The organism is Phocaeicola sartorii JCM 17136 = DSM 21941 (genome assembly GCF_054653615.1).
Window position 1 is genome coordinate 2542015 of sequence record NZ_BAAIFW010000005.1, and the last position, 22259, is coordinate 2564273.

Below are 22259 nucleotides of genomic sequence, written 5' to 3' on the forward strand. Positions count from 1 at the left end.
ATTATGAGAAAGACTAAAATTATGGCTTTATTACTGAGTGCTACACTAGTATTCAGTGGATGTGGTAACATGAATAATACCGCTAAAGGCGGCCTGATCGGCGGCGGTGGCGGTGCTGCCCTAGGAGCAATCATCGGCGGAATAGCCGGACATGGTAAAGGTGCGGCCATTGGTGCGGCAGTGGGTGCGGCAGTAGGTACAGGCGCCGGCGTGTTAATTGGGAAAAAGATGGATAAAGCGGCAGAAGAAGCAGCTCAAATCCAAGGTGCACAAGTAGAACAGGTAACTGACAACAACGGACTTCAGGCTGTAAAAGTTACTTTCGATTCCGGCATTCTCTTCAATACAGGAAATGCGGCCTTGAGCGCACAAGCGAAATCGGCTTTAAGTAAATTTGCAAACAACGTATTAAACCAGAACCGGGATATGGACGTATCCGTCTATGGATATACAGACAATCAGGGCTGGAGAAACAGTACTGCGGAACAAAGCATTCAAAAGAACCTTAACCTGTCACAGGAACGTGCTCAAAGCGTGGCTAGTTATTTGTTGAGTTGCGGTGTAAGTAATTCTCAAATCAAGTCTGTAGAAGGCTTGGGACAGGCAGATCCGATAGGTAATAATGATACCGCCGAAGGACGCCAGCAGAATCGCCGTGTAGAAGTATATATGTATGCCAGCCAACAAATGATTCAGCAAGCGGAAGCGGGCACATTGAAATAATACCGATGACATTATCCAATACCTCCGAGCCAACGGTCGCAACCTTGGAATAATACATAAAATAAAGTAAATCAATTTCGGACAGGAATTTCTGCCCGAAATTGATTTTTAATACACAAGCATGAAAAAGAAGATATTTAAATTCATCCGTAACCTGTTGATTGTTTTCTTTGGTTCTTCCATTCTCTCAGTCATCGTTTTACGCTTTATGCCGGTTTACTTTACCCCATTGATGTTTATCCGGACTTTCCAACAGATTATTCACGGTGAAGATCTAAAATGGGAACACACCTGGATATCTAAAGAAGACATATCCCCTCATCTGCCCATGGCCGTTATTGCCTCTGAGGATAACCGCTTTGCTGAGCATAATGGATTTGATTTCAAAGAAATAGAGAAAGCCCTAGAAGAAAACAAAAGCCGGAAACGTCCCCGAGGGGCCAGTACTATCAGCCAACAGACAGCCAAAAACGTTTTTCTGTGGCCAGCATCCTCCTGGGCCAGAAAAGGACTTGAAGTGTATTTCACCACCTTGATAGAACTGTTCTGGAACAAGGAACGGATTATGGAGGTCTATCTGAACTCCATAGAAATGGGAAATGGCATCTATGGCGCCGAGGCTGTAGCCCGCAAGCATTTTCACAAGAATGCCGGCAAACTGACACCGGGAGAATGTGCACTAATTGCTGCCAGTCTTCCCAATCCCCGCAAATTCAATTCGGGCAAGCCCGGCAACTATATGCTTAAAAGGCAAAAGAAGATTCTCTATCTTATGAAATGCGTCCCTGCATTTCCACCCAGACAGGATACGACTCCTACAAAGAAGAAAAAGAAATAACCCGCACACCCGTGTGGGCTTTTTTATTCTTAGAGTAATCAAAAAGACTCTGCGGATCCAGAATAACTTTCTTCATGACTGATGAAGCATGAAGCAAATGCAATTTGCCATCCATCCAACAAGCAAATCCTGTGTGCACCACATCCAACCCTTTTATATTGGTAGTGATCGCTATGATATCCCCATTCCTTATGTCCAATTCCTCAGGAGAAACATTCAGACAGCTTTTAGGAAGGTAAGAAACAGGAACATTCTTCCATCTTCCCTCTATTTCAATCATCTGGGATATTATAGAAGGATTATTTTTCAACTGGCGATAATTGTCTGGGTGCGTGGACATAAAATCCAGATTCAAAACTTGTGATACGGCAAGTCCGAGCTCTCCCGTACGTTCATGTACAATCCCTTTTTGTTCATTATCTTTAATCCAATCACTGAAATAATGCAAACGCGAGACATAACCGGCTTGCTTTCCATTCCGATAGCGAATACACTGTAACGCTTGTTTATAACTTCCAAAATCACTTTTCCCATTCTTATCAGTGAGACTCAATGCAAGTACCGTTTCAACAAATGTGGTACAATCCACCTTATCCAAATACACGACCAGTGCCTCTTCGTCCGTCTCGTCCAATGTATTCGCGACGTATGAAACTCCTAATAGACTTTTGGCAAAAAACAATATCCTACAGCTATCAGCCGGCAATAAGGAAGCCTTTTGAAGCAAGTCACCGACTTTTATACTGTCATTTTCTGACGCTGAGACCATGCAGGACATTAACCCTAAAATCATTCCCAGCAACCACGGGTGCAACTTTCTCATATACATTTTCTTATGTTTCTTCTACATGGCAGCAAAGATAGCACATTACCGGATGAAGACAAATTTTAAAAGAATGAAAAGACAAAAAACACATCCGCCATGACAAGTCCAGCACCTGCCATGGCGGATAAAAAACTATATTTCACCTTTAAATTATGCAGAAAATTCTGTTCTTTCCAAATAAGCTATAACGTCACCTTTATTAACAATAGCTCCCTGTTGGGCGCAAACCTCTACAATGCGTCCCGTAAAGTTAGCAAAAATCTTTTCGTATTCCCCCCACGGAGTAGAAATATAGCAGAACACTTCATCATGCTGGTATTTCCGTCCGACAAATGGTGCTATAGAAGGACCCTCCACAGAAACCTCCCATAAAATCTGTCCTTTATCCGGAGCAATGATAGGATCTGCCTTAGCACGTTTGTATTTCCGGATCGTTTCCTCATCAAAGCCACTTTTTGCCATGGCCGCATCTTGAGCCCGTTGTAAATCATCCATAAAGCGTTTCTTGGCCACACCCGATTTATAATCACGGTATTGCCGGTCATGCATGGCCAGTTCAAACAGTTCCTCCTCATCCTCACCATATTCCCAGCCATTTTCATCCATCTCTTTACGGTATTTTTCCAATTCATCAGGATAGTTCAGCTGAGGATCTTCATCTGTGAATTCGTAGCCTTTACTTTCCGCCAGTTCGATAATTTCAGGCGCCAGCGCACCCGGCAGCTTTCCGCTTTTTCCCAAAATCATGTCCCATGTATGGTTATCAATCATTGTCCATCTCTCCTCTCCCTTCACCAGCTGCATGACATTCATCAAAGCCACATTCTTCACATATTGACTGAACGGTGTTACCAAAGGAGGATACCCCAATTTCGGCCATACATATTCCACTTCTTCAAACAGCATCACTACCAGATCATCCAGACTCATAGGCTCTTTTCCCTGCCCTTTCAGAATCAGATTGATCCCCGAATGCACACCTTTCAAATCGGCCATCATAGACCCCATCATACCACCGGGAAGTCCGCATCCTAACAATAAGGAAGACATGTGCTTGTTGGTAGGATCCATGAAATATCCCAAAAAGTCATCCATAAACTCCTGCGTCATGCTACGTGCTTTCATATAAGCCTTCATATTGATTTCCGGGACCTGAAAGCCTGCATTTTTCAGCATGGCCTGTACAGAAATCACGTCAGGATGCACTTTTCCCCATGACAACGGCTCCATAGCCACATCAATGATGTCCGCACCGTTCTCACAAACCTCCAGAATGGATGCCATAGATAATCCGGGACCAGAATGTCCATGATATTGTACAATGACTTCAGGATGTTTATTTTTGATGTTTTTCACCAACTGCCCCAGCATTTCGGGACGACCGATACCTGCCATATCTTTCAGGCAGATTTCAGGTGCCCCCGCCTCTATCAGCTGATCAGCGATATGAGAATAATATTCCACGGTATGTACAGGAGAATAAGTGATGCAAAGAGTAGCTTGAGGGATCATCCCCGCTTCCTTGGCATATTTTATGGAAGGGATGATATTCCGAACTTCATTCAAACCGCAAAAGATACGGGTAATGTCCACACCTTGCGCATGTTTCACCTTGTACATCAGACGGCGTACATCGGCCGGGACAGGATACATCCGCAATGCATTCAAGCCGCGGTCCAGCATGTGCGTCTGGATACCCGCCTCTCGTAAAGGCTTGGTAAAAGTACGTACCGCCTGGTTCGGATTCTCGCCATACAGCAAGTTCACTTGCTCAAAAGCGCCTCCATTAGTTTCCACCCGGGCAAAACACCCCATTTCAATGATTATAGGAGCAATTCTGGCTAACTGATCAGCTCTGGGCTGGTACTTCCCTGATGACTGCCACATGTCGCGGTAGACCAAACTGAATTTGATTTCTTTTTTCATAATTGTTACTTGATTTAAAGGTGTCTTGTCCTTTTGCAAATATAACAAATGAATAAAAATAAAGTTAATATCCAAGGAGCTTTTTTAGCTTGAAAAAACATGTTTAATATCATATTGTAAATCCATTAAAGCAGCAAAGGCAGAAAGTAATCTTCTCTTCCTGCCTTTTTGATAGTTTTTTTTCCTGGATATTATACAAAATCACGGAGTTGTCCCTGCAATCGTTGTCTGGTAAAGAAGATCCGGCTTTTTACCGTACCTAGCGGTAATCCCAGTTTTTCTGCAATCTCACGGTATTTGAATCCCGACACATGCATGGCGAATGGAATGCGGTACTCCTTGGGAAGCAAACCCACTATACGATGTATTTCCTTCATGTCATAAGCCCCCTCGGTACTGTCAAAGCCGGAATCCTGCGGCAAGCTCAAATGGTAGAGATTGTCTGTGTGGTCCACAAATGTTTGGTCGCGCACTATTTTCCGATAATTATTTATAAAAATGTTACGCATAATGGTGTACATCCATCCCTTAAAGTTTGTGTCGGGGATATACTTGTCTTCGTTGTCCAATGCTTTCAATGAAGTTTCTTGCAACAGATCATTAGCCTCCTCACGGTCGGCAGTAAGTTTGTATGCGAATCGAAGTAACTCTTCTTGCACACCCAGCAGATTCTTTTTAAAACTAACGCTATTCATAAGTCTTTCAGTTTAGGTTTATATTCTTTATTCCATGATCTCGTGATGCAAGGATAGCGCATTTTAAACGGGTGTCAAAGAAAAAACTATCAAAATAGGGGGTAGAAACTGACAAATGACGATTTCTACCCCCTATTTTGATAGTTTTTAGGTGCTGTTTAACGCTGTTCCCCTTTTAAAATTGGTAAACAGATGCTATATTTAACAGCTAAAATACGTGCCAAGAAGACAGTACTGCCTCCTACTATCTGGCAAATAAAGGCTTCCAGACCGCACAGATCACATATCCAGTAGGCCAGTCCTCCCACAACACAGGCCATTGCATAAATCTCTTTACGAAAAATAAGCGGAATTTCATTAATAAAAACATCGCGGAGCACACCACCTGCGGCTCCGGTAATACTACCCATGATAATAGCCACCCAAAAAGGATATCCGAGGGCAATACTTTTACCCACCCCCACTACTGTGAACAGCGCCAGACCGATACTGTCGAACAGGAAGAAAGTGTTATGCATGTGAATCAAATACTTGCCGAAAGCAATCACCCAAAACAATGCCAGTCCTGTACATATTAAATATATGGGGTCGGTCATCCAGCCCGGAGTCACATCCAGAAGCACATCACGGATAGTACCTCCTCCGATGGCAGTCGCCAAACCCACTACATACGCGCCAAACCAGTCAAACTGTTTGGCAGACGCCAATCTGATACCACTGATGGCAAAGGCAAACGTGCCTATAAAATCTAAAACTTGAACAAATGTTAGCATAATGGTTGTTATTTGTCTGCAAAGTAACGAATAAATTCGATAAGAAAATGTATTTTTGTGTTCAGAAAATAGCTTAAAATAAGATGAAAGTAACAATTATCGCAGGCGCACGCCCCAATTTCATGAAAATTGCCCCACTAATGCGTGCTATCAGGGCTGCAAAGGCAGCAGGAAAAAACATCACTGCCCGTCTGGTCTATACAGGTTCGGACGAAGACAAAAGTCTGGAACCTTCTCTGTTTACAGACTTGGACATGCCGCGTCCCGATGTGTACCTTCATGTAGACGATACTGATTTTTTCCAGCGGATGGCAGGCATATTGGTCGCTTTTGCCCGCGAACTGGAACAACATCCCGCACAGATAGTGCTTGTCGTGGATGACCTTACTCCTACCATGGCGTGCTCTATCGTGGCCAAAAAGAAAGGAATAAAAGTAGCCCATCTGGTGGCGGGAACCCGCTCTTTCGATATGGACATGCCAAAGGAAGTGAACAGCATGATAACAGATGGCTTGTCCGATTATCTGTTCACGGCCGGAATGGTAGCCAACCGCAATCTGAATCAAACAGGAACCGAACAGACGCATGTGCACTTTGTGGGAAACATCCTGATTGATACACTACGTTATAACCGCACCCGCTTGCAGCGCCCGGTGGCATTCTCCATTATGAGACTGAAAGAAAAAGAATACCTTTTGCTAACTCTGAACAGACACTCACTGCTGAATAATGACAATGCGCTGAAAGCCATCTTCCACACCATGCTGGAAAAAACAGACAAACCTGTTGTAGCACCACTCCATACGTATGTAAGAAACAAGCTGGTCGCTTTGGGAATCACTTCCGAAAAGTTACATATATTGCCACCGCAACCTTATTTGTCATTCGGTTATCTGGTAAACCATGCCCGAGGCATCATCACAGATTCGGGCAACGTAGCAGAAGAAGCAACTTTTCTGGGAATCCCCTGCATAACATTAAGCACGTATGCAGAACACCCCGAAACGGTGACAATCGGCACTAACCGGCTGGTTGGAGAAGATCCGGAAGCTCTGGCAGACGCCCTCGACATACTGAATAAAGGAGAATGGCAGGAAGGCCGTCTGCCGGAACGCTGGGATGGACGAGCCGCTGAAAGAATTGTGCAAACGTTGCTGGGTGAACATCAATAAAAGTATAAAGCCACCCTACCGATAAAAACACAAGGGCATGTCAAAACCCAACATGAAGGATAAAGAACGTTTAATCTGAAACTTGGCGCCCTCCATCGACAATAAAAAAACCGTATCAACTCTACTTTTGAGTAATGATACGGTTTTTCTTTATTTATCAGTTAACTATTGCACCTTTCTCCCGGCTACCAAGTATAATTCAGACCGAAACTAAGCAATTCCTGCATCTGGAAATAACTCTTGTTATCTTCCGTCAGCTTCACACCGTCATCATAACGCGCATGAACAAACAACTTAGTAGACAAATAGCGATTCAACACAAAATTGAATGTATTTTCCCAACTGGCAATCACTGTGTCATAAGTAGTAAAATACTCCAGTTTTGACTCCCACACTATGCTGGGTATAATCTTCCAAGTCAGATTGCCTGTAAATTTCGAACCGAAGAGATTGGCAGTCTTATGCCCCTGCTCCACATTGAAAGCACCCGGATCAATGATCTTGTCATTGCTGATATACATAAAGGTATATGCCAGCGGAGAACCTAACAAAGACAACGAATAATTCTTCTTATTCTGCTTGAAGTCCATACCGAGCGTTATATCCAACTGCGCAGGAGACAAAAAGTTAGAAATCATATTATTTGTATTCGTCTTGTAATTTCCAAAGAACTGAGTCTTGAACTCACCCGCCAAAGTATAATACCAATTCTTGAACGCCTTCACTCCCAACTTACTGTTTAAGCGGAACAAGTCGGCATTCGTCTTATATTTATGTACCGTGTCTGACGGAGCAGTAATGAATCCCAGTTTTATTTCCAGTTTATTTTCAAGCTCCAGCCGCTGGCGGTCATCAAAATTAGCCTCCAGCACCAAGCCGGCCAGCAGGGCATTCGTACTCTCACCACCTTTATACCAGTTATCGGAAATGTAATGTTGCGTGAACTGCATATATCCATTTCCCTTGTGCGTCCAGAAGTTAGGACGTACTACCACCAGCTCATTATCCGTAGTCAGGCTTTCCACCGGTGTCTCCGGATGAAGGAAACTCTTAATTTTCTCTTTTCTCGGCCTTTTCACAATCTGATTGTCCTCCAACGGTTTCAGATCCGCCAGATAAAGTTCATTGTTCACCAGCCTGCCCGGATACTTTAAATAGTAATTCCTCAATATATTATTTGACCAACGGTCCGCAGCTGCCAAAGTCTCCATATCCGGCAGCTGATATATGGCGGAAGACACAGAGTCACGTTTTCCCATATACAACGAATCAACCGCTGTCATAGCCTTTGTCTCCGGACTCCATTTTATTTCAAATAGTTCTTTTATAGGAGCCTCATAATATGTGGGCGGAACAAATAACTTATAAAAAGCCGGATTAGGACGCACCCGCCGGGGAGCCGGAATATTTAAATCATCCCACATTCTGAAATAAGCAAAATAAGACGCACTTAAAGCTGATAAAGAATCGGAAAAGGCTTTCACGGCCGGACTCTCTTTCGTCTTAGCCACATCCTGCGCCGGTGCACCCAGACAGAACGCGGCAAACACTATAGCTAAACATATATTCTTTCTCATACTATTTTAGTTTTGTGCAAAAATACACTTAATTTTCCTTTTCCCAAAAAACTGTTTCCTTTATCATAGTAACGAATGATAATTTCAGTTCCATCAAATGATTTTTTAAAGCATATCCGACGATATTGAAAAAGATTTTGTAATTTTGCAACTTTGATAGATATTGCGATCTTGGTAATAAAGAAAATAACATTTAAAAATATTAAGTAGTGGGAGAAACTAAGTATATCTTCGTAACTGGTGGTGTTGCCTCCTCATTAGGTAAAGGTATTATTTCATCATCAATAGGTAAATTACTGCAAGCCAGAGGCTATAATGTAACAATTCAGAAGTTCGATCCGTATATCAACATCGATCCGGGAACTTTGAATCCATACGAACACGGTGAATGTTATGTAACGGTAGACGGACACGAGGCTGACCTCGACTTGGGACATTACGAACGTTTTCTGGGCATCCAGACAACTAAAGCCAACAACATTACGACAGGACGTATCTACAAGAGCGTTATCGATAAGGAACGTCGCGGTGACTATTTGGGAAAGACTATCCAGGTTATCCCCCATATCACCGACGAGATCAAGCGTAATGTGAAATTATTGGGAAGCAAATATAAATTCGACTTTGTCATCACCGAAATCGGTGGTACAGTAGGCGATATCGAGTCACTGCCTTATCTGGAAAGCATCCGCCAGTTAAAATGGGAAATGGGGCGCAACGCACTATGCGTGCACCTTACTTATGTACCCTATCTGGCAGCGGCAGGCGAACTGAAGACCAAACCTACCCAACATTCCGTAAAAGAATTGCAATCTGTAGGTATCCAGCCGGATGTACTGGTATTACGCACAGAACATGAACTGAGCGCCAATCTGAAAAAGAAAGTGGCTTTGTTCTGTAATGTAGATGAAAGCGCTGTAGTACAGTCCATTGATATGCCGACCATTTATGAAGTGCCTCTGCGCATGCAGGAACAAGGGCTGGACGTAACCATCCTCCAGAAAATGGGATTACCCGTAGGCGAGACCCCTACCCTTGGCCCATGGAGGGATTTTCTGGACCGCCGCCACAAGGCAACGGAAAAAGTAAAGATCGGATTGGTAGGCAAATACGATTTGCAGGATGCCTACAAATCTATTCTTGAAGCCCTGTCACAAGCAGCCACTTACAATGACCGCAAAGCGGATATCCACTTCATCAACAGCGAGAAACTGACAGACGCCAATGTAGAAGAGCAGATTAAGGAAATGGACGGTATCATTATCTGTCCAGGATTCGGACAACGCGGCATAGAAGGCAAATTCGTGGCCATCAAATATGCGCGCACACACAATGTGCCGACTTTTGGTATCTGTCTGGGTATGCAGTGCATGGCTATTGAGTTTGCCCGTAACGTGCTAGGTTATACAGACGCCAACAGCCGTGAGATGGACGAAAAGACTCCCCACAACGTGATAGACATCATGGAAGAGCAGAAAGCTATCACCAACATGGGCGGCACCATGCGCTTGGGAGCCTACGAATGTATCCTTGACCAACAATCTAAGACTTTCGAGGCCTATAAGAGCGAGCACATACAAGAACGCCACCGCCACCGCTACGAGTTTAACAATGACTACAAGCAGGAGTATGAGAAGGCGGGTATGAAATGCGCAGGTGTCAATCCGGAATCCGACTTGGTGGAAATCATCGAGATCCCGACATTGAAATGGTTTATCGGAGTCCAGTTCCATCCCGAATACAGCAGTACTGTATTGAAACCGCATCCGTTGTTCCTGTCATTCATCAAAGCGGCAATAAACAAATAAGAAACGAGAATTATAATATAATAAGGTAAACAAGTAAAAATGGACAAAAACACTTTAGTGGGATTCGCCCTGATTGGTGCAGTTGTGATAGGCTTCAGCATCTACAACCGTCCCAGCCAGGAAGAAATGGCGCGTGCCAAGCACTACCAGGATTCCATTCAGGCGATAGCCCAGAAAGAGGCCGAACGACAGGCACAGGCTGCCACGACACAGAGTCAGAACACAACATTGCATCTAGACTCTGCCTCCATGTTCTATGGCGCGAGCCAAGGTACGGAACAGCTGACAACACTGGAAAACAATGTAGTAAAACTAACTTTCACCAACAAAGGCGGACGGGTATGTGCAGCCACATTGAAAGACTATAACGGACAGGACGGCAAGCCCTTGATGCTGTTTGACGAAAAAGACTCGGGCATGAATTTCGCTTTTGAAGGAAAGAATGAGAACATCCTGACCGAGGACCTGTATTTCCAGCCTGCCAACGTGACAGACAGCACTGTAACCATGCGTCTGGCTGCAAGCAACGGCGGCTATATAGATTTCGATTACAAACTTTTGCCGGACGCCTATATGGTGAACTTCACCATCCGCGCGAACGGCATGCAAAACTTTTTCCCGCCTGCTCTGAATACGGTTCACATAAGCTGGAATCAGCGGGCACGCCAGCTTGAAAAAGGTTTCAGCTTCGAGCAACGCTATACTTCGCTCACCTACAAACCTGTAGAAAAAAGTTCAGACTACCTGAACGAGATGAAAGAAGCAAAAGAAGAGGTAACCGACCGTCTGGACTGGATCGCTTTCAAGAACCAGTTCTTCTCAAGCGTGTTTATCGCCGATCAGAATTTCGACAAAGCCTCCCTTACCTCCACCCCACAAGAGGAAGGAAGCGGATACATGAAGAATTATACTGCAGACATGACAACGTTCTTCGATCCTAGTGGAAAGCAATCTACCGACATGCAGTTCTACTTTGGTCCGAACCATTTCAAGACTTTGCTGAACAGCAATGATCTGAGCCTTTCCCAAAAAGACTTGGAGCTGGAAGATCTGGTTTATTTGGGATGGCCCATTATCCGCTGGGTAAACCGCTGGTTCACTATCAATCTGTTCGACTGGCTCTCGGGCTGGGGACTGAGCATGGGTGTCGTATTGCTGCTGATGACAATCATCGTCAAAGCGCTGGTTTATCCGGCTACCTACAAATCCTATATGTCCTCTGCCAAGATGCGCGTTCTGAAACCGTATATCAACGAAATCAACGCGAAATATCCCAAGAAAGAGGATGCTTTGAAAAAGCAACAGGAAACCATGGCGCTTTACAGTAAATACGGAGTAAGCCCCATGGGGGGATGCCTGCCTATGCTGATACAGATGCCGGTATTCATGGCCCTGTTTTTCTTCGTGCCCAATGCCATTGAGCTGCGTCAACAAAGTTTCCTATGGGCTCCGGACTTGTCCACATACGATGATATCTTCCATTGGAGCACCACCATTCCTCTGTTAGGCAACCACTTAAGCCTGTTCTGTCTGCTGTTCAGCATCACCAATATTCTGAACACCATGTACACCATGAAACAGCAAGACATGGGCCAGCAGCAGATGCCGGGTATGAAACTGATGATGTATATCATGCCGGTCATGTTTATCTTCATCTTCAACGGTTATTCCTCCGGTTTGAACTATTATTACTTTATTTCCGGGCTGATTGGTATCCTCACCATGGTGATTTTGCGTAAGACTACCGATGAGAAGAAGCTTCTTGCCATGCTGGAAGCACGGAAAGAAAAGAAAAGCCAGAAGAATGGCGGCAAACCAAGCGGCGGCGGGCTGATGGCCAAGCTGGAAGCCTTGCAAAAAGAGCAGGAACGTCTGCAACAGGAAAGAATGAACAAAGGAAAGAAATAACAAGTCTACATTTAAAATAAAATTTAACAAGTGAGGGTGCCTGTTTTTATTCAAAAACAGGCACCCTCACTCTTTTTAATAGTATGACTACTTCTCTCAGCAAAGAATGCCATTCACAGGCATACAAAGAAAAAAAACAAAAATGCCGGAACATTTTACATCACCGGCTTTTATACGTATTTTTGCAATCACTTAAACATCAAAAACAACATTAAGATATGAACAAATCAAGCGCAACCATCATGGCAGCAGCACTTATGCTAGCTTCCTCCTGTGCCGAAGTGAAGCAGGAAGGACAGGGCTACGAGCCCATTATCGGCAAGCAAGAGATTACCATCAAGGACGGCCGTCTTACCCCCGAAGCCCTGTGGGCAATGGGACGCATAGGCAGCCTGAGTGTATCACCCGACGGCAAACGGATAGCCTACACCGTAGCCTACTACAGTGTTCCCAAAAACAAAAGTCACCGTGTGATTTATGTAATGGATGCCGACGGACAAAACAACAACCTGCTTACCCAAGCAGCCTGGAACGAAGGAGAACCCCAATGGATAAAAGGAGGAACCAAAATCGCATTCTTATGCAACGAAAGCGGTGGTAACCAGATTTGGGAAATGAACCCCGACGGAACTGAACGCCGTCTCATCTCCGATTTCAAAGGAGACATAGAAGGATTCTCCTTCTCGCCGGACGGCAAAAAGATTCTTTTCATCTCACAAGTAAAATACGGCCAACGCACCGTAGATCTGTACCCTGACCTGCCCAAAGCCAGCGGTATCATTGTAAATGACCTGATGTACAAGCATTGGGACGAGTGGGTGGAAAGCATTCCGCATCCTTTCATCGCCGATTTTGACGGTAACATGATGGGAGCAGCCACCGACATCATGGAAGGCGAACCGTTTGAGGCCCCGATGAAACCTTTCGGAGGCATCGAGCAACTGGCCTGGAGCAACGACTCCAAGCAAATAGCTTACACCAGCCGGAAGAAGCAAGGACTGGCATACGCCGTATCCACCGACTCGGACATATACCTATATAATATAGAGGAAGGTACAACGCTGAACCTGTGCAAACTGAATGGAAAGGATTCGAATGGAACCGATGAGATGAGAGGATATGACACCAATCCGAAATTCAGTCCTGACGGCAAATACATTGCGTGGCAGAGCATGGAACGCGATGGTTATGAAAGCGACCGGAACCGCCTGTGTGTCTACAATCTGGACAACGGGCAGAAAACATTTGTCACAGAAAGCTTCGAGTCGGGCGTAGATGACTATTGCTGGAACAACGACTCGCAAAGCCTGTACTTTGTCGGTGTATGGCATGGAACCAGCATGGTACACAGCACCAATCTGAACGGCGAGGTGAAAAGACTGACGGACGGCATGTACGACTACGGATCAGTAGCCATGGCAGGCGACAAAGTAATTACCAAACGGCATTCTATCAGCGCGGCCGATGAAATCTACACCCTCACTCCCACCGATGGACAAGTGGCGCAACTCTCGCATGAGAACGACCATATCTTCAAACAATTGAATCTGGGTAAAGTGGAGGAAAGATGGACCAAGACTACCGACGGCAAGCAAATGCTTTCATGGGTGATCTATCCCACCAATTTTGACGCGAGCAAGAAGTACCCTACTTTATTATTCTGTGAAGGCGGCCCGCAAAGTCCCGTCAGCCAGTTCTGGAGCTACCGCTGGAACTTCCAGATTATGGCAGCCAATGATTATATTATCATTGCCCCCAACCGTCGCGGTCTGCCCGGATTCGGCATGGAATGGCTGGAACAAATCAGCGGAGACTACGGAGGCCAGTGTATGAAAGACTACTTGTCCGCCATAGATGACATTTCGAAAGAACCGTATGTAGATACCGACCGTCTGGGATGTGTAGGTGCCAGCTTCGGCGGATTCTCCGTCTATTGGCTCGCCGGACATCACGACAAACGCTTTAAAGCGTTCATCGCACACGATGGTATATTCAATATGGAACAACAATATCTGGAGACAGAGGAAATGTGGTTCGCCAACTGGGACATGGGTGGCGCATATTGGGATAAGAATAATGCAACGGCACAACGCACCTTTGCCAACTCTCCCCATCGCTTTGTTGACAAATGGGACACTCCTATTCTCTGCATCCACGGTGAAAAGGATTACAGAATTCTTGCCTCACAAGGTATGTCAGCGTTCAATGCAGCTGTGTTGCGCGGTGTTCCGGCCGAACTTTTACTATATCCGGACGAGAATCATTGGGTATTGAAACCGCAAAATGGAGTGTTATGGCAACGCACTTTCTTTAATTGGTTAGATAAATGGCTTAAATAATACCTAAATTACCGCAAAGTTATCCGTTATTGGAAATATATAGTAGAAGTTCCAATTTTTATATTACCTTTGTAGCATCAAACAAAAAATGAACATTAAGTGATATTTGTTAAGCTACCTTTTATTAGGTGAGTAGACAATAGCTTGTGAAAGTAGTTGTTTACAGTGTTAGTATATAAATAACTTTTTATTCCCCGTGCTTTGTGAGCGCACAAAGCTGGATGATTACAAAATAATAAAGTGATTATTTTCATGATGCTGGCTTGTGATAAGTCGGTATCATTTTTTTTATCCCCCCAAGGTAGCATCAGCCCCGGCCATGGTCAGACCTACAAATAAAAACATCCACCCGCCTGCCATAAACTGCAGACGGATGGATATGATTACTTTATTCCTTACCTCTCCGTTCAAGATAGAGGCAAGACGCTTTTATTCAACTCCAAGAGGACAGAATGTCTCCTATTTTTCCATCATCAATCCTTTGAACGCTGTAGGATAAGGAGTCTCGAACTCCATCAGTTCTCCAGTCACCGGATGATAGAAACATAACTTGAAGGCATGTAACGCCAACCGTCCCAAAGGATCACAGTTACTGCCATAGCGCTGGTCGCCGGCAACAGGATGCCCCAGATCCGACATGTGCACACGGATCTGGTTCTTACGTCCCGTCTCCAAGTCCAGCTCCACCAAGGAATATCCATTGGCACGTTTTATTGTTTTATAATGAGTGACCGCAAACTTACCCTCCCCATCATCTACAGGGCTGGAGCTGACATACAGTTTCCGGTCGGTCAGCCAAGACTCTATAGTACCGTAATCCTTCTCCATATCACCCGAAACGACGGACACATAACGGCGGTCTGTCACAATATCATGCCAGTTATCACGTAAAGTATTCTGGGTTTTCTCATCCTTGGCATACATCATCAGCCCCGAAGTCTCGCGGTCCAGACGATGCACCACGAATACGCGGTTGAGGCGATGCGAACGCTTTACATACTCATTCAGAATGTGTTGGGCAGTACGTTCCTTCTGACGTTCTGTACTGACAGAAAGCAACCCTTCCTTCTTTTCCACCACTAATATGTATGCATCCTCATATACCAGTTTCAGCATCGGATGTTTAAACTCACGGTTATTCTTCGCCTTGGACAGCTGCACTTTCATACCTGGTTTCAACGGGAAGTTATATTGGGTAGTAATCACATTGTCTACCAAAACCACACGGTTGGCAAGCAATGTCTTCACTTTGTTGCGACTGATTCCCGCCATCTTCCGCATCAGGAAATCCATCAGTTCTGCGGGTTCTGTCACATTATATATAGTATATTGGGCAGCGCATTTCGCCTTAGGCCTGCCGGAATCACTTTTTCTACCTCTTGACATAATTCAATTTACGGTTTTAAAATTTATAATTGAGTTGTCCGGATTATCCTCTTTTCTCCAGCAACACCACATTTTCCACATGGTGCGTATGGGGAAACATATCCACGGGCTGTACGGCCATCACCTTGTATTTTACATCCAGCAAAGACAAATCGCGTGCTTGGGTGGCCGGATTACAACTGACATACACAATCCGCTGAGGTTCGGCAAAAAGAATCGTATTAATTACATCATCGTGCATTCCGGCACGGGGAGGGTCAGTAATGATGACATCGGGACGCCCATGCCGGTTGATGAACTCCTGAGTCAGAATATCCTTCATGTCACCGGCATAAAACAAGGTATTGTCAATGCCATTGATCGCCGAATTCACTTTGGCGTCCTCTATCGCTTCGGGCACATACTCGATACCGATCACTTTCTTTGCCTGACGTGAAACAAAGTTGGCTATGGTTCCGGTTCCGGTATAAAGATCGTACACCAATTCGTTGCCGGTCAATCCGGCAAAGTCGCGTGCCACCTTATAAAGATTGTACGCCTGTCCGGAGTTAGTCTGATAAAATGACTTCGCTCCTATCTTGAACCGCAGCCCTTCCATTTCCTCGAAAATATGATCTTTGCCTTTGAACACCATTACATCCAGATCGTTGATGGTATCATTGCATTTATTATTGACCACATATAATAAAGAGGTGATTTGCGGGAAACGTTCCGCGACAAAATCCAGCAAGCGCTTCATCAAATCCAGTTCACCCTCTTCCACAATCTTGCACTGCAGCAGCACCATGAGTTCCCCCGTGCTCGAGGTACGGATCATCAGGTTGCGAAGCATTCCTTCTTGAGAGCGCAGATTGAAGAAAGAATAATTATGCTCGTATGCATAGTCACGGATGGCGTTGCGTATCTGGTTACTGATATCATCCTGCAACCAGCACTTTTCTATAGCCAACACCTTGTCAAATGCTCCGGGAATATGAAAACCTACGGCATTCATCTGATCGTACTTCACGTCCTCCTTTACCTCCTCTTCCGTCAGCCAACGTTTGTTTGAGAACGTAAATTCCAATTTATTACGATAAAATTCCGTTTTTTCCGATCCCAGGATCGGTGAGATCTCCGGCAGTTCAATCTTGCCGATACGGGTCAAGTTATCTGTCACCTGCTTTTGTTTGTACTTTATTTGTTCCGCGTATGGCAGGCACTGCCATTTACAACCGCCACATACGCCATAATGCTGACAGAAGGGTACTGCACGCACAGGAGAATACTCATGGAATTTCACCGCTACAGCCTCTGCATAATGATTTTTCTTACGCTTTACCTGTAAGTCCACCACATCGCCGGGCACTACGTATGGTACAAACACTACCAAGTCATTCACTTTCGCCAAAGCTTTTCCTTCGGCAGCCACATCTGTTATTGTTATCTTCTCTAATAATGGAAGTTCTTTCTTCTTTCTAGCCACTTTTCCGAATAAGTTAATTTGGGGACAAATTTAAGCATTTTCCCCGAATATCTCTTCATAAATCGGAAGATATTAAAATTGTAAAGTAGGAATTGCAATTTCTACTATTTTTTTTTAGTAAATCGTTTGGAGATAAATAAAATATGTATAGTTTTGCGATTACATTTTTTGAGCGAGTTAACTTTAAATACATTATTATGGATAAAAAAAGAGTTTACACCTTCGGCAACGGACAAGCTGAAGGAAAAGCAGACATGAGAAATCTGCTTGGTGGAAAAGGCGCTAACCTGGCTGAAATGAATCTAATCGGTGTTCCCGTACCTCCGGGATTCACAATCACCACCGAAGTTTGTAGCGAATATTATGAGTTAGGCAAAGATAAAGTAGTGGAATTGCTGAAAACGGATGTTGAGAAAGCTATCGCCAATATCGAGAATCTGATGAACTCCAAATTCGGTGATGTAGAAAATCCGTTATTGGTTTCCGTACGTTCAGGTGCCCGCGCTTCCATGCCGGGTATGATGGATACCATCCTTAACTTGGGTTTGAATGACGAAGTGGTGGAAGGTCTGAGCCGCAAGACCGGACGTCCACGTTTCGCATGGGATTCATACCGTCGTTTCGTACAAATGTATGGTGATGTGGTACTGGGTATGAAGCCGGTGAATAAGGAAGACATCGATCCGTTCGAGGAAATCATCGAGAAAGTAAAAGAAGAAAAAGGCGTGAAGCTGGACAACGAACTGGAAGTGGAAGATCTGAAGGAACTGGTTAAACGTTTCAAAGCAGCTGTAAAGGAACAAACAGGGCAAGATTTCCCGGCTTGCGCATACGAACAACTGTGGGGTGCCATCTGTGCCGTATTCCGCAGCTGGATGAACGAACGTGCCATTCTTTACCGCAAGATGGAAGGCATTCCTGCCGAATGGGGTACTGCCGTAAGCGTGCAGGCAATGGTGTTCGGTAACATGGGAGACACTTCGGCTACCGGTGTTTGCTTCTCTCGCGATGCAGGCAACGGTGAGGATTTGTTCAACGGTGAGTATCTGATCAACGCACAAGGTGAAGACGTTGTGGCCGGTATCCGTACTCCGCAGCAAATCACTAAGATAGGATCTCAGCGGTGGGCTGAACGTGCAGGCATTTCTGAAGAAGAACGCATAGCCAAATATCCTTCTATGGAAGAAGCCATGCCGGAAATCTACAAGGAACTGGATGCCCTGCAGACCAAACTGGAAAACCACTACTGCGACATGCAGGATATGGAATTTACCGTGCAGGAAGGAAAACTATGGTTCTTGCAGACTCGTAACGGTAAACGTACCGGAGCCGCTATGGTAAAAATCGCCATGGACCTGCTGCGTCAGGGTATGATTGATGAAAAAACAGCGCTGGAGCGTTGCGAACCTAATAAATTGGACGAACTGCTCCACCCTGTATTCGATAAGAAAGCATTGAAAGAAGCGAAAGTATTGACTCGTGGTCTACCCGCTTCTCCGGGTGCAGCTACCGGTCAGATTGTATTTTTTGCCGAGGACGCTGCCAAATGGGCTGCCGACGGCAAGAAAGTGGTAATGGTACGTATTGAGACTTCTCCGGAAGACTTGGCAGGTATGGCAGTGGCACAAGGCATCTTAACCGCACGTGGCGGTATGACTTCCCACGCTGCTGTTGTGGCCCGTGGCATGGGTAAATGCTGCGTATCCGGCGCCGGTGCTATCAATGTGGATTACAAGGCACGTACGGTAGAAATTGAAGGTGTGACACTGAAAGAAGGTGATTTCATCTCTCTGAACGGTACCACCGGTGAAGTATATAAAGGTAAAGTGGAAACCAAGGCAGCCGAAGTTTCAGGCGATTTCGCCGCATTGATGGATCTTTGCAACAAATATACCAAGTTGAATGTCCGCACTAACGCTGATACTCCGCATGATGCGGAAGTGGCTCGTGCCTTTGGCGCTTCAGGTATTGGTCTTTGCCGTACAGAACACATGTTCTTTGATGCTGAAAAGATTGTCGCTATGCGTGAAATGATTCTGTCACCGGATGTAGAAGGACGTAGAAAAGCTCTAGCCAAATTGCTTCCCTATCAGAAGGCTGACTTCAAGGGCATCTTCAAGGCTATGGACGGATGTCCGGTGAATGTTCGTCTGCTCGATCCTCCTTTGCACGAATTCGTTCCCCACGATGCAAAAGGTCAGGAAGAAATGGCCAAGGCAATGGGTGTGACCGTACAGGAAATCAAAAAACGTGTGGAAAGTTTGTGTGAACACAATCCGATGTTGGGCCACCGCGGTTGCCGTTTGGGTAACACTTATCCCGAAATCACCGAAATGCAGACTCAAGCTATCTTGGGTGCAGCAATCGAACTGAAGAAGGAAGGCTATGATCCTCATCCCGAAATCATGGTTCCGCTGACCGGTATCCTGTATGAGTTCGAAGCTCAGGAAAAAGTCATCCGTAATGCCGCAGCAGCATTGTTTGAAAAGGAAGGTATGGAAATTCCGTTCAAAGTAGGTACTATGATTGAAATTCCGCGTGCAGCTTTGACCGCCAACCGCATTGCCAGCCGTGCAGAATATTTCTCATTCGGTACCAATGACTTGACGCAGATGACCTTCGGTTATTCTCGTGACGATATCGCTTCCTTCTTGCCGGTATATCTGGAAAAGAAGATTTTGAAAGTAGACCCGTTCCAGGTACTCGACCAGAATGGTGTAGGCCAACTGATTGAAATGGCAGTAGATAAAGGCCGTTCAGTCCGTCCTGACTTGAAATGCGGTATCTGCGGCGAACATGGTGGTGAACCTTCATCAGTGAAGTTCTGTCATAAAGTAGGTTTGAACTATGTGTCTTGTTCTCCGTTCCGCGTGCCTATCGCCAGACTGGCGGCGGCGCAAGCTGCAATAGAGGGATAAACCTCATAAACCTGGCGAAATCGTTATTTTGTTTTTCTTTTGTTTGTCAGCGGATATTCAAAACACTAAGAATCAAAGAGGTAACGATGTGGCGCAGGCTGCAATAGAGGAATAATACTCTAAATAGATAATCTTTATATCAGGCTGTAATCTACTGTTTTAACGGTGATTACAGCCTGATTTGCGCTTGGACGGTTCGTACACTTGACCGCAAAAAATGAGCCAAATGAACGGAAATGTTTTCCATATGTTTACCCCGGAAATCACCATGTTTACCCCTGTTTACCCCGGATTATTTTAGAGTATTTACCCCTTAAAATTAAAAGAAGGATATGACGACATTAAAAGCAACGGTAAAGAAACCGCGTGGCGATGGCTTTTACACGGTTTACATCAGACTGACGCATCAGCGTAAGTCAAGTTACATCAAGACGAACAAAATCGTTGATGAAGCCCACATCGCAAAAAATGGTGAATTGACAGACCCGGTTGTCAATGAGTATTGCGCTATGCTCATTCGGCAATATACCGACCGGTTAAATCGAGTGTGCGCTGACCACTGGGATATAAAGGAGGTTATCGAGTATCTATTAAAGAATGATGCTGATGTATGTTTCAGCGAATATGCTCGAACCTTCATTGGTAAAATGGAAAAGAACGGACATGAACGGACGGCTAAGAACTATCATCTTGCCGTTAATCATTTGGAGCGTTATGTCGGTTCAAACCAGCTCATGTTTAGCCAGCTTACTTCTACTGTATTGAATTTATGGATAGAACAGTTGTCTAAGACGAATCGCGCGAAGGAAATGTACCCTACTTGTGTTCGGCAGATTTACAAGAAAGCCATCATGGAGTTGAATGATGAAGAACGTGGAATGATTCGCATTAAGTTCAACCCTTGGAATAAGATACAAATTCCAAAGTCTGATAGCACTGTTCAACGTGCCATCAGTGCCGAGGCTTGCCGTGAGTTCTTCAATCGCCCGCTTCCTCAAAGCAAGATGATTTCTTCTCTCCCCGAATTGGGTAGAGACGTGGCACTTCTATCTCTTTGCTTGGGTGGTATCAACACGGTTGATATGTATGAACTCAAAAAGGAGGATTACAAAGATGGTGTCATTGGCTATAAGAGAGCCAAAACCAAGCATAGCCGTCGGGATGAAGCCTACATCGAAATGCGAGTTGAACCATTCATCCAATCTACTTTTGACAAGTACCTGTCAGATGAAAAGGATGAATACCTGTTCAATTTCCATCAACGGTACAGCAACTCCGATAGTTTTAACGCAAATGTGAATATCGGCATCCGTAAAATCTGTATAGATATGGGGATGAAGAAAGAGGACTTCTACTGCTATTATACCTTCCGGCATACTTGGGGCACCATTGCCCAAAACGATTGTGATGCCAACTTGTATGAAGTGGCTTTCGGGATGAATCACAGTCATGGTCTTAACATTACCCGTGGGTATGTTAAGTTGGATTTCACTCCGGCGTGGGAACTGAATGCAAAAGTTATCGACTTCATTTTCTTTAGCAGCAAGAAGAGCAAGCAAGGAAAAGCAAAGGACATTGAAGCCTCAGAAGATAAGTTGTTCCGTATCTCAAAGAAGATGATGATTTATGGTCGTGCCTATTTCAAGGGGGATGTGGTAAGCGAACTTACGGATATAGGTTTCAGTAATGCGGATGAAGTCATTGCGGAACTTGTCAAACAACTACCCAAGGACATCCCTACAGGTTGCACCGTTCAATTTCGCCTGCTGAATTGCGATTCAAGAAAGGAAGTCGTTTATGAAAGAAGCAAAGGCAAAGGTTTTTAGCCGATGTGTTGTAGAAGCCAACCCTTAACCCAAGGGAAGAATTAAGCTCCACTCCCCTATGAGCCGTATCAGTCTTTTT

General features: G+C 44.8%; 15 protein-coding genes. 8 read left to right on the forward strand and 7 right to left on the reverse strand.

Annotated elements, in window-relative coordinates; all coding sequences use genetic code 11:
- The first annotated feature begins 3 nt into the window (after positions 1 to 3).
- The gene (locus ACYQ0C_RS10770; RefSeq protein WP_016277577.1) at positions 4 to 723 is read left to right on the forward strand and encodes an OmpA family protein; all 720 of its coding nucleotides are present in this window, start codon (positions 4 to 6) and stop codon (positions 721 to 723) included.
- Between the two features lie 121 nt (positions 724 to 844).
- Positions 845 to 1561, forward strand: a complete 717-nt coding sequence (mtgA, locus tag ACYQ0C_RS10775) for a monofunctional biosynthetic peptidoglycan transglycosylase (RefSeq protein ID WP_016277578.1) — start codon at positions 845 to 847, stop codon at positions 1559 to 1561.
- Here the strand turns inward: mtgA and ACYQ0C_RS10780 are convergent.
- From ACYQ0C_RS10780 to ACYQ0C_RS10795, 4 genes are all read right to left on the reverse strand, one after another.
- The gene (locus ACYQ0C_RS10780; RefSeq protein WP_025076879.1) at positions 1539 to 2384 is read right to left on the reverse strand and encodes an N-acetylmuramoyl-L-alanine amidase-like domain-containing protein; all 846 of its coding nucleotides are present in this window, start codon (positions 2382 to 2384) and stop codon (positions 1539 to 1541) included. The genes mtgA and ACYQ0C_RS10780 overlap by 23 nt on opposite strands.
- A 153-nt stretch (positions 2385 to 2537) precedes the next feature.
- Positions 2538 to 4313, reverse strand: coding sequence for a biotin/lipoyl-binding protein (locus ACYQ0C_RS10785; RefSeq protein ID WP_025019505.1), 1776 nt, complete (start codon positions 4311 to 4313; stop codon positions 2538 to 2540).
- Between the two features lie 191 nt (positions 4314 to 4504).
- Positions 4505 to 5008, reverse strand: coding sequence for an RNA polymerase sigma factor (locus ACYQ0C_RS10790; protein ID WP_016277581.1), 504 nt, complete (start codon positions 5006 to 5008; stop codon positions 4505 to 4507).
- A 158-nt stretch (positions 5009 to 5166) separates the two neighbouring features.
- Positions 5167 to 5781 carry a trimeric intracellular cation channel family protein gene (locus tag ACYQ0C_RS10795; protein ID WP_016277582.1) on the reverse strand — a complete coding sequence of 205 codons (615 nt, stop codon included), beginning with the start codon at positions 5779 to 5781 and terminating at the stop codon, positions 5167 to 5169.
- An 83-nt stretch (positions 5782 to 5864) separates the two neighbouring features.
- On the opposite strand from ACYQ0C_RS10795, the gene ACYQ0C_RS10800 reads away from it, so the two are divergent.
- Positions 5865 to 6953 carry a UDP-N-acetyl glucosamine 2-epimerase gene (locus ACYQ0C_RS10800; RefSeq protein ID WP_016277583.1) on the forward strand — a complete coding sequence of 363 codons (1089 nt, stop codon included), beginning with the start codon at positions 5865 to 5867 and terminating at the stop codon, positions 6951 to 6953.
- 185 nt (positions 6954 to 7138) lie between these two features.
- On the opposite strand, the gene ACYQ0C_RS10805 is transcribed toward ACYQ0C_RS10800, so the two are convergent.
- On the reverse strand, positions 7139 to 8530 hold the full coding sequence (locus tag ACYQ0C_RS10805) for a DUF3078 domain-containing protein (protein WP_016277584.1): 1392 nt from the start codon (positions 8528 to 8530) through the stop codon (positions 7139 to 7141).
- A 209-nt stretch (positions 8531 to 8739) separates the two neighbouring features.
- Here ACYQ0C_RS10805 and pyrG point away from each other — a divergent pair, with 209 nt between their 5' ends.
- The 3 genes from pyrG to dpp5 all read left to right on the forward strand — a co-directional run bounded on the left by pyrG (position 8740) and on the right by dpp5 (position 14585).
- Entirely contained in the window at positions 8740 to 10338 is a 1599-nt protein-coding gene (gene pyrG, locus ACYQ0C_RS10810) for a CTP synthase (protein WP_016277585.1), read from the forward strand.
- A 39-nt stretch (positions 10339 to 10377) separates the two neighbouring features.
- Complete coding sequence (yidC, locus tag ACYQ0C_RS10815; protein ID WP_016277586.1) at positions 10378 to 12246, forward strand: membrane protein insertase YidC; 1869 nt, start codon at positions 10378 to 10380, stop codon at positions 12244 to 12246.
- A 218-nt stretch (positions 12247 to 12464) separates the two neighbouring features.
- Positions 12465 to 14585 carry a dipeptidyl-peptidase Dpp5 gene (gene dpp5, locus ACYQ0C_RS10820; protein ID WP_016277587.1) on the forward strand — a complete coding sequence of 707 codons (2121 nt, stop codon included), beginning with the start codon at positions 12465 to 12467 and terminating at the stop codon, positions 14583 to 14585.
- Positions 14586 to 15044: 459 nt separating this feature from the next.
- On the opposite strand, the gene ACYQ0C_RS10825 is transcribed toward dpp5, so the two are convergent.
- Together ACYQ0C_RS10825 and rlmD are read right to left on the reverse strand one after the other, a co-directional pair.
- A complete protein-coding gene (locus tag ACYQ0C_RS10825; RefSeq protein ID WP_016277588.1) occupies positions 15045 to 15971 on the reverse strand; it encodes an RluA family pseudouridine synthase in 927 nt (308 codons plus the stop codon).
- 43 nt (positions 15972 to 16014) lie between these two features.
- The gene (rlmD, locus tag ACYQ0C_RS10830; RefSeq protein WP_016277589.1) at positions 16015 to 17436 is read right to left on the reverse strand and encodes a 23S rRNA (uracil(1939)-C(5))-methyltransferase RlmD; all 1422 of its coding nucleotides are present in this window, start codon (positions 17434 to 17436) and stop codon (positions 16015 to 16017) included.
- Positions 17437 to 17633: 197 nt separating this feature from the next.
- Between rlmD and ppdK the strand changes: the two genes are divergently transcribed.
- Positions 17634 to 20354, forward strand: a complete 2721-nt coding sequence (ppdK, locus tag ACYQ0C_RS10835) for a pyruvate, phosphate dikinase (protein WP_025076877.1) — start codon at positions 17634 to 17636, stop codon at positions 20352 to 20354.
- Between the two features lie 332 nt (positions 20355 to 20686).
- On the forward strand, positions 20687 to 22180 hold the full coding sequence (locus tag ACYQ0C_RS10840) for a tyrosine-type recombinase/integrase (protein ID WP_025076876.1): 1494 nt from the start codon (positions 20687 to 20689) through the stop codon (positions 22178 to 22180).
- Positions 22181 to 22259 lie beyond the last annotated feature (79 nt).

Excerpts from the sequence above, each read along its gene's own strand:
- ACYQ0C_RS10770 (WP_016277577.1), top strand. The coding sequence starts at position 4 with ATGAGAAAGACTAAAATTATGGCTTTATTACTGAGTGCTACACTAGTA.
- mtgA (WP_016277578.1), top strand. The coding sequence starts at position 845 with ATGAAAAAGAAGATATTTAAATTCATCCGTAACCTGTTGATTGTTTTC.
- ACYQ0C_RS10780 (WP_025076879.1), bottom strand. The coding sequence starts at position 2,384 with ATGAGAAAGTTGCACCCGTGGTTGCTGGGAATGATTTTAGGGTTAATG.
- ACYQ0C_RS10785 (WP_025019505.1), bottom strand. The coding sequence starts at position 4,313 with ATGAAAAAAGAAATCAAATTCAGTTTGGTCTACCGCGACATGTGGCAG.
- ACYQ0C_RS10790 (WP_016277581.1), bottom strand. The coding sequence starts at position 5,008 with ATGAATAGCGTTAGTTTTAAAAAGAATCTGCTGGGTGTGCAAGAAGAG.
- ACYQ0C_RS10795 (WP_016277582.1), bottom strand. The coding sequence starts at position 5,781 with ATGCTAACATTTGTTCAAGTTTTAGATTTTATAGGCACGTTTGCCTTT.
- ACYQ0C_RS10800 (WP_016277583.1), top strand. The coding sequence starts at position 5,865 with ATGAAAGTAACAATTATCGCAGGCGCACGCCCCAATTTCATGAAAATT.
- ACYQ0C_RS10805 (WP_016277584.1), bottom strand. The coding sequence starts at position 8,530 with ATGAGAAAGAATATATGTTTAGCTATAGTGTTTGCCGCGTTCTGTCTG.
- yidC (WP_016277586.1), top strand. The coding sequence starts at position 10,378 with ATGGACAAAAACACTTTAGTGGGATTCGCCCTGATTGGTGCAGTTGTG.
- dpp5 (WP_016277587.1), top strand. The coding sequence starts at position 12,465 with ATGAACAAATCAAGCGCAACCATCATGGCAGCAGCACTTATGCTAGCT.
- ACYQ0C_RS10825 (WP_016277588.1), bottom strand. The coding sequence starts at position 15,971 with ATGTCAAGAGGTAGAAAAAGTGATTCCGGCAGGCCTAAGGCGAAATGC.
- ppdK (WP_025076877.1), top strand. The coding sequence starts at position 17,634 with ATGGATAAAAAAAGAGTTTACACCTTCGGCAACGGACAAGCTGAAGGA.
- ACYQ0C_RS10840 (WP_025076876.1), top strand. The coding sequence starts at position 20,687 with ATGACGACATTAAAAGCAACGGTAAAGAAACCGCGTGGCGATGGCTTT.